The 14,727-nt window shown below is 67.7% G+C and carries 11 protein-coding genes; 1 reads left to right on the top strand and 10 read right to left on the bottom strand.

Features of this window, described 5'->3' with window-relative positions:
* Nucleotides 1-24: 24 nt before the first annotated feature.
* The 10 genes from NBG84_RS27545 to NBG84_RS27500 all read right to left on the bottom strand — a co-directional run bounded on the left by NBG84_RS27545 (nt 25) and on the right by NBG84_RS27500 (nt 13,644).
* The gene (locus tag NBG84_RS27545) at nt 25-1,359 is read right to left on the bottom strand and encodes a hypothetical protein (RefSeq protein ID WP_250922318.1); all 1,335 of its coding nucleotides are present in this window, start codon (nt 1,357-1,359) and stop codon (nt 25-27) included.
* A gap of 266 nt (nt 1,360-1,625) precedes the next feature.
* A complete protein-coding gene (locus tag NBG84_RS27540) occupies nt 1,626-2,765 on the bottom strand; it encodes a glutamate ABC transporter substrate-binding protein (RefSeq protein ID WP_425608707.1) in 1,140 nt (379 codons plus the stop codon).
* An 11-nt stretch (nt 2,766-2,776) separates the two neighbouring features.
* Nucleotides 2,777-4,213 (bottom strand): hypothetical protein, encoded by a 1,437-nt coding sequence (locus NBG84_RS27535; protein ID WP_425608706.1) that lies wholly within the window; start codon nt 4,211-4,213, stop codon nt 2,777-2,779.
* Nucleotides 4,214-5,131: 918 nt separating this feature from the next.
* Nucleotides 5,132-6,139, bottom strand: coding sequence for an N-acetylglucosamine kinase (locus tag NBG84_RS27530; RefSeq protein WP_250922316.1), 1,008 nt, complete (start codon nt 6,137-6,139; stop codon nt 5,132-5,134).
* The gene (locus NBG84_RS27525) at nt 6,130-7,395 is read right to left on the bottom strand and encodes a 6-phospho-beta-glucosidase (RefSeq protein WP_250922315.1); all 1,266 of its coding nucleotides are present in this window, start codon (nt 7,393-7,395) and stop codon (nt 6,130-6,132) included. Before NBG84_RS27525 ends, NBG84_RS27530 begins: the two co-directional genes overlap by 10 nt.
* Before the next feature lie 8 nt (nt 7,396-7,403).
* The gene (locus tag NBG84_RS27520; protein ID WP_250922314.1) at nt 7,404-8,303 is read right to left on the bottom strand and encodes a carbohydrate ABC transporter permease; all 900 of its coding nucleotides are present in this window, start codon (nt 8,301-8,303) and stop codon (nt 7,404-7,406) included.
* Between the two features lie 3 nt (nt 8,304-8,306).
* Entirely contained in the window at nt 8,307-9,248 is a 942-nt protein-coding gene (locus NBG84_RS27515) for a carbohydrate ABC transporter permease (protein ID WP_250922313.1), read from the bottom strand.
* A gap of 16 nt (nt 9,249-9,264) precedes the next feature.
* Entirely contained in the window at nt 9,265-10,602 is a 1,338-nt protein-coding gene (locus NBG84_RS27510; protein WP_250922312.1) for an ABC transporter substrate-binding protein, read from the bottom strand.
* A gap of 218 nt (nt 10,603-10,820) precedes the next feature.
* Nucleotides 10,821-11,981, bottom strand: coding sequence for an ROK family transcriptional regulator (locus tag NBG84_RS27505; protein WP_250922311.1), 1,161 nt, complete (start codon nt 11,979-11,981; stop codon nt 10,821-10,823).
* Nucleotides 11,982-12,561: 580 nt separating this feature from the next.
* Nucleotides 12,562-13,644 (bottom strand): mechanosensitive ion channel family protein, encoded by a 1,083-nt coding sequence (locus NBG84_RS27500; RefSeq protein ID WP_425608705.1) that lies wholly within the window; start codon nt 13,642-13,644, stop codon nt 12,562-12,564.
* Between the two features lie 279 nt (nt 13,645-13,923).
* Between NBG84_RS27500 and NBG84_RS27495 the strand changes: the two genes are divergently transcribed.
* Complete coding sequence (locus NBG84_RS27495; protein WP_250922310.1) at nt 13,924-14,460, top strand: HNH endonuclease; 537 nt, start codon at nt 13,924-13,926, stop codon at nt 14,458-14,460.
* Nucleotides 14,461-14,727 lie beyond the last annotated feature (267 nt).

Below are 14,727 nucleotides of genomic sequence, written 5' to 3'. Positions count from 1 at the left end.
TGACTCCTCCGTCCGCGTGCTCATCTAATACCCTCCGCGGTCCGTGGGGCCCGACGGGCCGGGCTCCCGCTGGGTCAACGCCTCAGCCGCGGCCTGCTGGTAGCGCAGCACCGCGTGCTCGGCGACCCGTAGATCACACGGCGCGCTCCACAGCATTCTTCGCGCGGCGTCATAGCGCTCGATGAGCAGCGGGTCCTCCGCGAAGCCGTGGCGGGCCACCTTGGCCTTGTAAGCGTCCAATCTGCCGCGCAGCTCCGCCCGGACCGCGAGCGGGGCGGTTACCGCGGTCAGGGACTCACGGGCGCGGAGCAGTTCGTCCTCGGCCTCTCGCTCCAGCAGTTCCAGCAGGGGGGAGAGCCGATGCCACTGGGAGTGACGGCGGTACTCGGCGGCGGTCGCGAGCCGCTCCTGCAGGGCGGTGGCCGGCCCGCTGACTGCGGGCACCTCCGAGGCGGCGATCTTCGCCAGCACCTCCCCTCGCGCTGAGCGTGCCGCGGTGAGGGTGCGATCGGCGCGCGAGAGCACGTCCCGCAGCCTGATCAGCCGCTCCTCGGAGTCCTGGCGGACCCGCAGTACCGCGTCTATCTCACCCCTGATGTCCTGCAGGGCGCGGGCAGAACGGTCATAGCGGTCGGTGTCCGGTCGTCCGCCGCCCGGTGCGGACGATCCTGGAGCGGGCCGCCAGAACGCCATGGGGTCGGAGATCACTTGGGCGCGGAGCGTGGTCAGCTCATGGGTGATGGACTCCAGTTCGTCCCCGGAGGGGTGTTCGCCCGGTCGCACGCCGACGGAGTGCGCCAGCGAGCGGGTGCGCTGAAGCTCGGCGGAGAGCAGATCGATACGGGCGGGTAGGGCCGACCAGACCGCATCGGCTGTGACGACCATGTCCAGGGAGCGGGCGTAGAGGTCATTCATCCGGGCGACGAGCTCTTCCAGGCTGAACTGCTCGGAGAGCTTGGCGGGGCCGGTGATCGAGGAGGTCAGCTGCGCGGTGGGGTTGGCCACGGTCACGCTGGCCCCGCGGAGTCGGTCGGTGAGCTCCACCAAGTCCTCACGGCTCGACCAACGGCGACGTGCGCGCAGCTCCCGGGCGCTGGTGAGGGCGGAGCTGTACGCTTCGAAATATCCCCAGAGCACGGTGATGGACTGCTCGGTGGCGGCCCAGCGGTCCTTGGTGACACCGGTGAGCTCGGCACCTTCGAGGAGTCTGCGCCCCGCGTGGTCCTGGAGGGCCAGCAAAGAGGTCTCGATCGCCTCGTACTCGGCTCCGAGCCGCGCCAGCGCGCGGTCCACCTCGTCCCGGTCCATCGGCGGCCCGGGAGCTTTCCCGGAGCCGGCGAACGGTCCCGCGGCGCCCATCGATCACCTCTTTCGTCGGTCAGCCGGGCGTTGTCGCACGGCTCCTGCACTCCCGTCCCGCTGCCGCACCGCAACCCCGTCGCGATGTCGCCGCTCTCCGAAACGGGTCCTACCTGCCGCTGTCACCGGGGCACGGTCCGGTCGGCGTGCCAGCGACGGAACCGGTCGGCGTTGACCGCCCGGTCTCCGCGCGGCTACCCCGGCCGGGTTGCCACCCCTTGGCTCCAGGCGACCCAGACGTTGGGCCGTCTATCCGGGCTATCCGCCTAGCCGTCCCGGTACTTGGGTGCGGGCGGCCCGGATATCCCGGGCAGATCGTCCGCCAACCAATCCTGGTAAGCGGCCTTCCACGCGGTCTGTCGGTACTCCTCCAGTACCTGGTTCACCCGGCGGACCACATCGTCCTTGCCGAGTTTGGTCGCCACTCCGTAGAACTCGGTGGTGAAGGGCTTGCCGCCCTTGAGCTCCACGGTAGGGTCCTGTGCCGCCTGACCCGCGGCGAGGGCGTTGTCCGTGACGACCGCGTCGACCAGTCCCTCCTGCAGCCGTACCAGGCAGTCCAGCTGGTTGGAGACCGTGAGAACGTCGTCGTCAGCGGGCTTTCCGTCGTGCTTGTCCTTGAAGATCGCCCCGAATGAGTTCTTCTCCAGTTCTTCGTAGGCCGTCGAACCCTCGGCCGAGCAGACCCTCTTGCCCTTGAGTGAGGCGTTGTACCCCGTGATCTTGGAGGTCTTGGGGGCGAGGACCTGCTGTCCGGCCTGGAAGTAGGCGGTGGAGAAGGCGACCTGCTTGATCCGGGCGCAGTTGATCGTCATCGTCCGCACCACGATGTCCACCGTGCCGTTGTTCAGCGCGGGGATGCGCTGGTTGGTGGGTATGGCACGGAAGATCACCGCGTCCGGCTTTCCGAGGATGTCCTCGGCGATGGCACGGGCCAGATCGATGTCGAAGCCCTTGAGTGAACCGGTCGCCGGATCGCGGTACCCCCAGCGGTAGCTGTTCTGGTCGACACCGACGATCAGCTTCCCGCGCTTCTTGATCGCCAGGATGTTGGGTCCATCCGCTGAGGACGGGGTCAGGGACGCCTCCGGGCTGGTGCAGGCGTCGGCCTTCGCCGGCTCCACCATGGAGATGCTGTGACCCGTCGCCGGAAGGTGTGAGACCGCCCCTTGGGAGAGCGGCAGCAAGGTGCCCACGGCCGTCAGCACACAGGCCGTGGCCATGCCGGCGACACCACCCCAGCCCCGGAAGCTCACTCTGCCCCTGAGCCGCGAGGCGCGCGGGTCGAGCCGAGCGCGACTCTCCCGCCTGGCCGCGCTGCCCGCGGCTGGCTCAGCACCGGCCCGTGCCCCGGCTCCCGCCGCTGCCTGGGACTCGGTCCCTGACCCGGTCTCGTCGTCCGGCATCACGCCCCCTCTCACCGGTACTCCGAAAGCCTGCGGTTGATGCCGAGGATCGCGCCTGCCGCACCCAGCACACCCAGCGCGGCCGCGCCCAACGGAAGGCCGCCCAGCGCGTCCCGTCCAGCGCGGGCGGCCCGGGTGAACTCTCGCTGCTCATGCGCCAGCGCCTTCGCCAAAGCCGCGTCCACCTGATCGAACGACTCCCCGGTCGAGTCCTTCGCACCGATGACCTTGTCCAGCGCGCCGTCGTAGTCGCCGGACTTGTCGGTGGTACTGGCCGCCCGGTGCCGGAGCTGCCACTCGGCGACGCTCGTCGCAGCGGCCTTGACGGGGTCGCGTCCCTCGTCGTCGTCCGCGAGCGTCTCCGCCCTGCCCAGCCCATCGCTGAGCTTGAGCATCCCCGCGCCGTACTCCGATTCGTACTTGTCACGCTTGCCGTCATCGGTGAGTACCGCGCCCCGCGCGACCAGGGTGAGGTTCTCATTGGCTCGGGCCTTGAGGGAGCTGATCCTGGCGTCGTTGAGCACCTTCAGCGACTTCTGACCGTGCTCCCGGGCCTCGTCCAGCTGGGAGCGGGCCACTGTGTGCCCGACCGCGAGCCAGAGCAGGACGACCGTGGCGGCGGCGGTGGCGGCCAACAGGCCGTGGTTGAAGACGCGATTGGTCCGACGGTAGCTGCGGTGTTGGGCCCAGCCGAGCGCTCCGAGGGCCAGCAGCCCGAGCGCGATGGAGAGTATCGGCCAGAAGCGGGCGTCCTCGTCGTCCCGGTCGAGCCGGGAGCTCTCCGCGTCGTAGAGCTTCTGAGCTGCGGGTAGCAGCACCTTGCTCATCTGCTCGTTGGCGAATCGCAGGTACGCTCCACCGAGGGGCAACCCTTGCCGGTTGTAGGTACGGGCTGTCTCTACCCGCCCGGTGTAGAGCGGGAGCTGTTCGTTCAATGTGGCTATCTGGCGGCCGGACTCGCTGGAACTGTCCGTGTGGGTGGCGGCCTTGATCAGCAGTTGCGAGGCGAGGCTGATGTCCTTCTCATACCGCTCGCGCACCCCAGCGGGCTCAGCACCCGAGCCGGCCAGGAACCCACTGGACGCCGCGGTGTCCGCGTCGGCCAGCGAGCGGTATACGGACGCGGCATCCGCGCTCAACGGTTGGCTGCGGCTGACGACGTCATCAGCCGCCGAGGCTCGGTCGGTGATCTCGAACGCGGTGACCGTGCCGAAGACGACGACCAGCGCGGCCAACACGGCCCCGATGATCCTCAGCCGTCCCGGCTCGGTCGTGGCGGCGGAACGGACCCGGTCCGCCGCGTCCGCCAGGGCACCGCGGGGCACCGGTGACCCACCAGACGGTGGAAGTCCCAGAGCGGTCCCAGGCGGCTGCGCGGGCGTGGGCGTCGGCGTGGACGTCGGAGCCGAATGCACGGGCACGGGCTGCCCGGTTTGCAGCTGTGTCACCTGACCTCCCCCTCGGTCGCTGACATCGGCCCGCTCCCCAGCGGGTCGGAGGATGTCCCCTGGCCAGAGTATGGCCGCGATGACGGACAAACACAGCTAGATTGACTGGATCTTGAGCCTGTGGCAATGGGACCGTTGAGTCCGATCAGCTGTGGTTCCTCCTCCTGAATACGCTTCAGGACCTTGATCGGTTCCCCTTTCCAGCGCACTGATGGGGGCGTGACCGACAGTCCGCGCCCCCTGGCGCCTCCTCATCCCCGCGGTTTCCGCTGTCCGTTCCTGCGCTGTGCGCATCTGACGGGGCGTGCGGGCGCTCTCTCGAACCGCGGGAACCCGACCGAACCTCTCCCCGCTTCCTGATGAACCGCTGTCTCCGACCCCCGGGATCCGGCGCCCCCACAGGCTTCATCCCCACAGACTTCACCCCCGCAGCCTCGCCCGATAGCGCGGAGACCGGCAGCTCCGGGCGCCAGCGCTGTGAGGGGGAGCCTGTGCCTCCGCTCCCGGGTCTGAACCCCGACCCGGACCCCATACCCCGGAGCCGTCCGCTCAAGCCCCGACTCCCCGCCCTCGGCAGCGGCTTCGGCGGCGCCCCGGCGGCCAGGCACCGGCACCGGAAACGAGCAGGCCGCTGAGCACTGGAAAGCAGGCCCGCCCCGATCATCACCGGGCCGAGCCATCGGTGAGCACTGCTCCGCGCCCTGACCTGCGGTGAGCACCGCGTACGACGAAAGCCCGTGTGCCTGCCCTCCAGTCGGGTCAGACACACGGACCGCATCACCACCACGTCACCACTGCATCGCCCCCGACGACCTGTACGTAGCACGGCACGCCTGGGCCCGTCGTGTACTCGTGGAGAAGCACCGGGCGGGTGCGCCTTCCGTGCCGCGAGGCGCCGGGGCGCCCCCTGTCCGCCCCCTAGATGTAGTAGGCGCGCAGCTTGGCCCGGGCCGCTGCTGGAGCTCCCAGACGGTCGAGACCGAGCAGCGCGGCTCCCAGTACCGGTGGAGCCGTCACCACCCTGATCACGGCCTTCGGGGCCTTCGCCGCGAGCAGTGCGACGATCTGCTCGTCCAACTCCGGATGCCGGGCAGCCAGTACGCCTCCGCCCAGCAAGACCGGAACCCTCTCGTCCAGTAGGCCTAGCTTCTCCAGGGCCACCGTCGACATGGCGACGACTTCCTCCGCCTGCCGACGTACCAGGGAACGTGCCACGGGGTCCCCCGCGATACTGGTGGCGAAGAGGACGGGAGCCATCTCATGTCTGCGTTCCACCGGGATCCGCCCCAGATGGAATGCCTCGATCAGTGCGTACATCGAGTCCAGACCGAAGTGGCGCGGAAGCGTTCGGGCTAGTTCCGTCGGTTCGCCGCGACCGTCCTCCGCCCGTGCCGCATGCCACATCGCTTCATCGGAGAGCCCGCCGCCACCACCCCAGTCCCCGGAGATCTTCCCGATCGCCGGGAACCGTGCGGTACGGCCGTCGGGGAGCATGCCCACGCAGTTGATGCCCGCACCGCACACCACGGCCACGCCCAGCGGCTCGTCCACACCCGCGCGGAGCACCGCGAAGGTGTCGTTGCGCACCTCGGCCGTGCGTGCCCAGCCACGGCTGAGGATGGCTTCGGTCAGTTCCCGCTCCTCCACCGGAAGGTCTGCGTTGGCGAGACACGCCGAGACATGCTCGACCTCGCCAATGGCCGCGCCCCGCGAGCGGGCGTCCGCCAGGGCGCCCTCGACCGCGGTGCCCAGCATGTCGAGTGCCGCGTCGATACCGGTCGTCGGCGGCTGGAAGCCACCTACCCGCGCGGTCGCGAGTACCGAACCGTCCACCCCGACGAAGGCCAGATCGGTCTTGCTGTTGCCCGCGTCGATGGCGAGGACGGAGGAGGTCGCGGTGTCGGACCCCGCAGCGATCACGCCCACGCCAGGTGCTCCCGGTTGTGCGCGATCAGCTTGCCGGTGAGCGCCTCGGCGTACTCGTACTGCCCGATCAGGGGATGCGACAGCAGCGTGCGGAAGACGCGTTCCCGCCCGCCGTGCAGTGCGGCGTCCAGGGCCAGCCGCTCATAGGCCGTCACCTGTGCGATCAGCCCGGAGTACAGCGGATCGAGCTCCGGTACGGGCAGGGGTACGGCCCCCTGCGCACCGACTGCCGCCTGTACCTCGATCACGGCGTCATCGGGGAGGAAGGGCAGTGTTCCGTTGTTCAGGGTGTTCACCACCTGGTGGGGGCTGCCGCCGCCACCGAGCAGCGCCGCCGCGAGGTCGACGGCGGCCTCCGAGTAGAAGGCTCCACCGCGTTTGGCGAGCAGTTCGGGCTTGGTGTCCAGCTGCGGGTCCGCGTACATCGTGAGCAGTTGCCGTTCCATCTCGGCGACCTCGGCGGCCCGTGACGGTTTGGTCGCGAGCTCGCGTACGACCTCGTCGTGGCCGTAGAAGTAGCGCAGGTAGTACGACGGTACGACGCCGAGCCGGTCGAGCAGCTGACGCGGCAGCCGGAGATCCCCGGCGATCGCGTCGCCGTGTTCGGCCAGCAGCTTGGGCAGTACGTCCGCGCCCTGGGGACCGCCCACCCGCACCCCGGTCTCCCAGGTCAGATGGTTGAGTCCGACGTGGTCCAGATGGATGTCGCCGGGCGCGGTGTCGAGCAGCGCGGCGAATTTGCGCTGGAATCCGATGGCGACATTGCATAGCCCAACGGCCTTGTGGCCGGCCTGGAGCAGCGCCCTGGTCACGATGCCGACGGGGTTGGTGAAGTCGATGATCCAGGCGTTCGGGTTGGTGCGGCGCACCCGCTCGGCGATGTCGAGGACGACGGGAACCGTGCGGAGCGCCTTGGCCAGACCGCCCGCCCCAGTGGTCTCCTGGCCGATGCAACCGCATTCCAGTGGCCAGGTCTCGTCCTGCTGGCGCGCGGCCTGGCCGCCGACGCGGAGCTGGAGGAGCACCGCGTCGGCATCGGCGACGCCCGCGTCCGTATCCGTGGTGGTGGTGATCGTTCCCGCATGGCCCTGCCGCGCGAAGATCCGCCGGGCCAGGCCGCCGACGAGTTCCAGGCGTTCCGCGTCAGGGTCGATCAGGACCAGCTCGCTGATCGGGAGGGTGTCCCTCAGCCTGGCGAACCCGTCAATCAACTCGGGTGTATAGGTGGACCCGCCACCAACGACTGCGAGCTTCATCAAAACGTCTAGCCTTTCACTCCGGTCAGTGTGACACCCTCAACAAACGCTTTCTGCGCGAAGAAGAACACGAGGATCACGGGGGCCATGACCAGAATGGTCGCGGCCATCGTGAGGTTCCAGTCGGTATGGTGCGCTCCCTTGAACGACTCAAGGCCGTAACTGAGCGTCCAAGCGGCCGGGTTCTCCGATGCGTAGATCTGCGGGCCGAAGTAGTCGTTCCAGGCGAAGAAGAACTGGAACAGAGCCACCGCGGCGATTCCCGGTTTGGCCATGGGGAGCACCACTCGAAGGAGAATGCGCAGCTCGCCACAGCCGTCTACCCGTGCGGAGTCCAGATACTCACCGGGAATGGTGAGCAGGAACTGCCGCAACAGGAAGATGGCGAAGGCATCCCCGAACGCCATCGGGATGATGAGTGGCCAGAGGCTTCCCGCCAGGTCCAACTCCTTGGCCCAGAAGAGGTACATCGGGATGATGATCACCTGGGGTGGCAGCATCATCATCGAGATGACCAGCATCATGGCCAGCCGCTGTCCGCGGAATCGGAACTTGGCGAGTGCGTAGGCCACGGGAATCGAGGAGACAACCGTGAGGACGGTTCCCAAGCCGGCGTACAGCAGGGTGTTCTTCCACCAGGTGAGAAAGCCCGGGGTGTCGAACACCTTGGCGTAGTTGCCCCACTCCCAGGTCGTCGGAATGAGATCCCGGGTGAGCGTCTGCTGGCCGCCCATCAGCGATGTCAGGAAGATGAAGACGAACGGGAGGACGAAGAACAGCGCTGCGGCCACGCCGAGGGAATGCACCGCGATCCAGTGCAGCAGGGCCTTGCGGCGGGCAGTGCGGTGTGCGGCGGTCCTCGGTGCTTTTGCCGTGGGCTTGGAAGGCTTGTCGAGTGTTGTGGTCATGATTCAGTCACCCACCCGGATGAGTCCGCCTCGGCTGCGCATCAAGAACGCGGTGAAGACCATCGAAAGCGCGAAGAGGACGACGGCGATCACGGCAGCCGCCCCGTAGTCGAAGCGTTGGAATCCGGCGTTGTAGATGATCTGCGGCAGGGTCAGGGTCGATTTCTCGGGATAGCCCGGCTCGAACTGCTGCCCGCTGCCGCCGATCACTCCCGATGCCACTTTCCCGGCGACAAGTGGCTGGGTGTAGTACTGCATTGCCTGGATCACGCCCGTGACGACCGCGAACAGCACGATGGGTGAGATGTTCGGCAGGGTGATGAAACGGAACTGCTGCCAGGACGAGGCCCCGTCCAGCTTCGATGCCTCGTACTGCTCCTTGGGTACGTCGAGCAGCGCCGCCATGAAGATCACCATCAGATCGCCGACGCCCCAGACGGCCAGCGCGGTGAGTGCCGGTTTGGACCAGGTGGGATCGGTGAACCAGCCGGGCGCCGAGATTCCGACCGATTCCAGGATCGAATTGACCGGTCCTGTTCCGGGGTTGAGCAGAAAGACGAAGGCGAGTGTGGCGGCGACCGGCGGGGCGAGATAGGGCAGGTAGAAGAGGGTGCGGAAGACACCGGCACCCGTCTTGATCTTGGTGATGAGAAGTCCCACGCCGAGCCCGAAGGCGACTCGGCAGGTGACCATCACCAGCACCAGCCACAGGGTGTTCCGAACCGCGGGCCAGAACATCGGGTAGTCGTTGAAGACATAGGTCCAGTTGTCCAGCCCATCGAAGACGGGCGGACGGATGCCGTCGTACTTCATGAAGGAGAAGTACACGGTCGAGATCAGCGGATAGGCGAAGAAGACGCTGAAGCCGATCAACCAGGGCGAGAGGAAGGCCGCGGTTCGAAGCGCCGCACGGCGGCGCTTCGAACGCAGGGTGTACGTGGTCATCGCGGTTCGGACCCGCTCACTTCAGCTTCGCGATGTCGGTGTCGATCTGCTTGGCCGCCTTTTCCAGACCGGCCTGCAGATCCTTCACCCTGCCCGCCTCGTACTGGTAGGCGAGGTCGGAGAGGGTGGTGTGGTACGAGCCGCCGTCGATATTGGCCGGGCTGGTGTTGGACTTGGGGTGCTGGGCGATGTCGACGAAGGTCTTGAACGCCGGGTCGATCTTGAGGTCGGGCGACTTGAGTGCCTCGATCGTCGAGGGCACATTGCGGATTCCGTTGGAGAAGGCCACGACCGCGGCGGTGTCCGTGGTCATGTACTTCACCAGCTCCCACGCGGCGTTCTTCTTCTTGCTGGTGGAGGCGATCCCCACGATCGTGCCGGCGAGGTACCCCTTGCCGTAGTCGGCTATCTGGTCATCCGCCACGGGCAGTGGAGCGGTGCCGATCTCGAACTTCACCCCCGCGTCCTTCGCCATTCCCAGCCGCCACTCGCCGTCGAGCTGCATGGCTACCTGACCGGTGTGGAAGGGGTGCTTGGCACCCCATTCATCACCGAAGGTGTTGCGGTACTTCTCCAACTTCGCATAGCCGCCCAGCTTGTCCACGAGACCCTTCTGGTAGGTCATCATGCGCGCGAAGGCCGGGTCCTTGGCGATGTTCGACTTGCCCGCCGCGTCGAAGTAGGTCGGTGACCACTGGGAGAGGTAGTGCGAGGTGGAGGTCTCATAGCCGTGGTAGTTCGGCATAAAGCCGAGCTGCTCGAAACCCGCGCCCTTGGGCTTGGTCAGTTTCTGGGCGATCTCGGTGAGCTCGCTCCAGGTCTTCGGTGGCTCGGTGATCCCCGCTGCCTTGAAGGCGTCCTTGTTGTAGTAGAGGCCGTAGGCGTCGCTCAGCAGCGGTAGCGTGCACTGGTTACCGTCGAATTGCGTGTAGTCGAGCAGCGGCTTGTGGAAGACCTTCGTCGGGTCGATCTTCGACTTCTTCAGATACGAGTTGAGATCGACGAAAGCGCCCGAAGAGCAGAATTGGCCGACGGTGGTGGTGGAGAAGGACGAGACGACATCCGGGGCGCTGGAACCGCCCGCGCGCAGCGCTTGATTGATCTTGTCGTCGGTCATATTGCCGACGATCTTCACCTTGATGTTCTTGTGTGCGGCTTCGAAGCGCTTGACGTTCTCCTGGATCGCCTTGACCTCGCTCGGAGCCGACCAGCCGTGCCAGAAGGTGAGTGTGGTGTTCGCCTTGGGGTCGTCCTCGGCCTCGTTCTCCGCCGAGCCCGTGCAGGCGGTGGCGAGGAGGGCGATGGCCGCGGTCGCGGCGAGGGTTGCTGCTGCTTTGCGCGTGCGTGTGGACATGGCGGTGTCTCCCTGTGTGGGGTAGAGGGACGAGTGGTGCCTGTCTGTTCTCTGAGCGGTGCCTGTCTGTTTCTCTGAGCGGTACGGGAGTTGCTGTCCGGGGGACCGTGTCGGCTGACCCGACACCTGAGCGGTCTCCGTGAACGAGCCGTACGGACCGGCCGGGGAGAGCCGCGATCAATGGGTGAAGAAGCGGTGATGAGGGGTTGAGCGGCCCCTCATCGAGAGGTGTCGAAGACTTCGTCCCGGGTGGTTGCCAGGGCGCTCTCCAACGCCCCGCGCAGCACGGGACGTTCGCGTACGGCGCCGAGTACCAGTCGCGGCCGGGACGCCGCGAGCTCGGACAGTTCCGTCTGCACCCGAGCGCGCAGCGGCTCCCCGCCGGCTGCGATGGCCTCGCCGGACAGCACGATGAGTTCGGGGTCGAGGAGGGCGACCATGGAGGCGAGACCGGTGGCCAACGCGGTCGCATAGGCCTTGAGGAAGTCCCGATAGGGGCCCGAGCGGGCCTCAGCGGCCCGTGCCACCAGTGCGCTCGCGACATCGGTGTAGTGGCCCTGGCCGATGTCCTTGACGCCGAGCTCCCGGGCCAGCCGGGGCAGTGACTGCGCCCCCGCCAGTTCCTGGAAGCCCCCGCTGTTCGCCTTGATGACCCGGCGGACCAGCGGAGTGCCCGGCACCGGTAGAAAACCGACCTCGCCCGCGCCTCCGGTGAAACCGCGGTGGAGCCGGCCACCGATGACCACGGCGGCGCCCAGGCCTTCCTCGTTCCACAGCAGCATGAAGTTCTCATGGCCCTGGCCGGCGCCGAGCCGCTGCTCCGCCACGGCGACGAGATTGACGTCGTTCTCGTACTCGACGGGCATGGGCAGTTCGGCGGCGAGCTCATCGAGGAGGGCGGGGGAGTGCCAGCCGGGCAGATGGGAGGCGTACCGCAGCCGGCCGGTGGAGGGGTCAAACGCCCCCGGGGTGCCGATGACGGCCCGATGGATGTCGCTTCGGGTGAGTCCGGCGCCCTTCACCGCTCCATCGAGGGCATCGGCGACCTGCCCCACGACGCTGACGGTACGGCGGCCCGGGGTCGGCAGCTCGAACTCGCTCACCACCTCACCGGTCAGATTGGCGACGGCGGCGCGGATACGCAGCGGGGTGACATCAAGGGCGGCGGCGAAGGCGGCACGGGCATTGACCGTGTACAGCTGAGCACTGGGGCCGGGGAGCCCGGCTGTGGTGCCGGTGGCCACGACGAGCCCCGCTGCCTCCAGTCGGGCCAGCAGCTGGGAGGCGGTGGGCTTGGAGAGGCCGGTGAGCTTTCCGATTTTGGTGCGGGACAAGGGGCCGTGTTCGAGGAGGAGATCAAGGGCCGCACGGTCGTTCATCGCGCGAAGCACACGCGGGGTGCCGGGAGTGGTTCCGGGAGGTCCGGCCACGGCGAATGCACCTTTCCCTTCGGCTGCTGCCTATATGTATAGATTGTTAGTAAGGTTTCCTATCCGGTGAGGAAACTAGGGGCGCGTGGGGCGTGCGTCAATGGGGTCGTCTGTGTGGCAATCAATCCGTTATCTAAGGCTCCCCGGGCCGACTCCCGAACGGGGAACATCCGGGCGGCTCGGACCTTTTCCCGCCCGCTCACGGCCTCGCCGAGCTCCGATTCGTCCAGCCGGTGAACCGCCGCGTCCTGAGTGCGGACAGTCGCCCCAACGCGGTAGGGCACGGGCCCTGAGGCGCGTGCCCTACTGCCTGCCCCGGCCGGGGGTCTCCCGGTGGACAGGTGGCGAAGCTGCTGGAGTTGCGCGTATGTCGCTGGCGCGGAACCGGGGGGACGGGGGGCGCGGCTCCCGCGCCGGGACCGGTCGGAAGGCGATGGCCTCATGCCTCAAAGGGGCACGGCTGTCCACGGCTGTGGAGAGCGCGGACTCTGGCATCGTTAGCGCGCTGCGATGGCCGCAGCCGCCACAACTACTTCGTCAGGTTGGCCGGCGGCGGTATGGGCGAGGCGGCCATGGACTGAGGCGACAGGGGGTTCGCCATGGCGGAAGGCGGCGCGACCGCAGCGGCTGGATCCGCGCCCGTGGTCTCCTCCACGGCCAGCGGCAGACCACCGACGATACGGATGCCCGCCGCATCGAACGCGTGCTTGATGCGCCAGCGCAGTTCCCGCTCCACCCCGAGCGCCTTGCCCGGCATGGTCTTCGCGGCCACCCGGATCGTCATCGAGTCCAGGAGCACCTCGGTCAGCCCCAGCGTTTCCACCGGGCCCCACAGTTGCTCGTTCCACGGCTCGGCCTTCGCCAGTCCGTCCGCTACCTCGCCGATCACCGAGCGGACCCGGTCCAGGTTCTCGGAGGGCCTTATCGCCACATCGACCGTTGCGGTCGCCCAGCCCTGGCTGAGGTTGCCGATCCGCTTGATCTCTCCGTTGCGCACGTACCAGATCTCGCCGTCGTCACCCCGCAGCTTGGTGACCCGCAGCCCGACCTCGATGACCTCGCCCGAGGCGACACCCGCGTCGACCGAGTCACCGACCCCGTACTGATCTTCCATGATCATGAAGACTCCGGAGAGGAAGTCGGTGACCAGGTTGCGCGCGCCGAAGCCGATGGCCACGCCCGCGACCCCGGCGGAGGCCAGCAGCGGAGCCAGATTGATCTTGAAAGCGCCGAGGATCATCAGGCCCGCGGTGCCGAGGATCAGAAACGACGCCACCGACCTGAGGACCGAACCAATGGCCTCTGAGCGCTGGCGCCGACGCTCCGCGTTGACCAGCAACCCGCCGAGCGCCGTGCCCTCCACCGCCTGGGCGGAACGGTTCATCCGAGCTATCAACCGGGTCAGCGCGCGGCGCACCACCATCCGCAACACCACCGCGATGACGATGATCAGGGCGATACGGAGGCTGGTGTTCAGCCAGGTGGACCAGTTCTGCTCCACCCAGCCGGCAGCATCCCCCGCCTGCTTGGCCGCCTCGTCGAAAGAGACCGGGGCCGATGGTGGCGCCGACGGATCGGCGGCCGACAGAGCGGACGGCGTGAGCACGGTCACGTGGTGAAACACCTCCAGGGCAGGGTGGACGGCTGACCAACCACCCTAACGGGGCATCCCGTCCGGTCCGCTGTGATGTTCGAGGGAGAGACCGGGCTCACCTGGGGATGAATCATGCAGGCCAGTCGTTGCGCAGGTAGTCCTGCTTCGGGTGTGGTTCAAAACACTCCGAGCCCGTTACGGCTACGTGGTGGCGCTCGGACCTGGCCTGAGGAGAGACTGAGAGCAGATCGTCCCGGCGCGAGCCACGCGCCGCCGGCGTACAAGGAGGCAGCCACAGTGCCGCATGTCCTGGTCCTCAATGCGTCGTACGAGCCCCTCGGCGTCGTACCGCTCCGCCGCGCGCTCGTCCTCGTCCTGGAGAACAAGGCCCTCTGCCTTGAGGAGTCCGGCGCCTTTATGCACAGCGCGACCCGCGTCATCGCCGCACCCAGCGTCGTTCGGCTGAAGCGGTTTGTGCGGGTCCCCTATCGGGGGCCCGTTCCTCTTACTCGTAAAGCGCTATTCGCCCGTGATGGCGGGCGCTGTATGTACTGCGGTGGCGTCGCAACCAGCGTCGACCACGTCATTCCGCGCAGCCGTGGCGGGCAGCACGTCTGGGACAACGTGGTGGCGGCTTGCCGCCGCTGCAACCACGTCAAGGCGGATCGGCAGCTGCGGGAGCTGGGATGGCGGCTGAACCATCAGCCCGCGCCGCCGAGCGGACTCGCGTGGCGGATCATCGGCACGGGACATCGAGACCCGCGCTGGCTGCCTTATCTGCAACCGTACGGCGCTGATGATGTGATGGCCCGGATAGACGGCATCTCCGCCTGAGTCCGGAGCCATTTTTCGTGGTCCGGCCCTTTCGGGGATGTCGGTGCCGCTGCCCGGCCGGCGGGCTCCGCCGACCGGGCCCTTGTGCTGTCCGGCGTCGCCACCCACACCGTACGCGTCTGCGCCTCCCTATGTACCCGCTGTGCGCCGGTCATCTCCGCTGCGACGAATCTGCGACGAATCTGCGGTGCGTCTGCGGCGGGTCTGCGGCGGGTCTGCGGCACATCGGCGTCGACTGGACCGGGAGACCACCAAAGCGCCGGCGCT

Origin of the sequence: Streptomyces albipurpureus (genome assembly GCF_023701525.1) — a bacterium.
GTDB classification, from domain to species: domain Bacteria; phylum Actinomycetota; class Actinomycetes; order Streptomycetales; family Streptomycetaceae; genus Streptomyces; species Streptomyces albipurpureus.
Note: the sequence above shows the minus strand (reverse complement) of the source record. Positions and strands in the feature narration are given on the sequence as shown.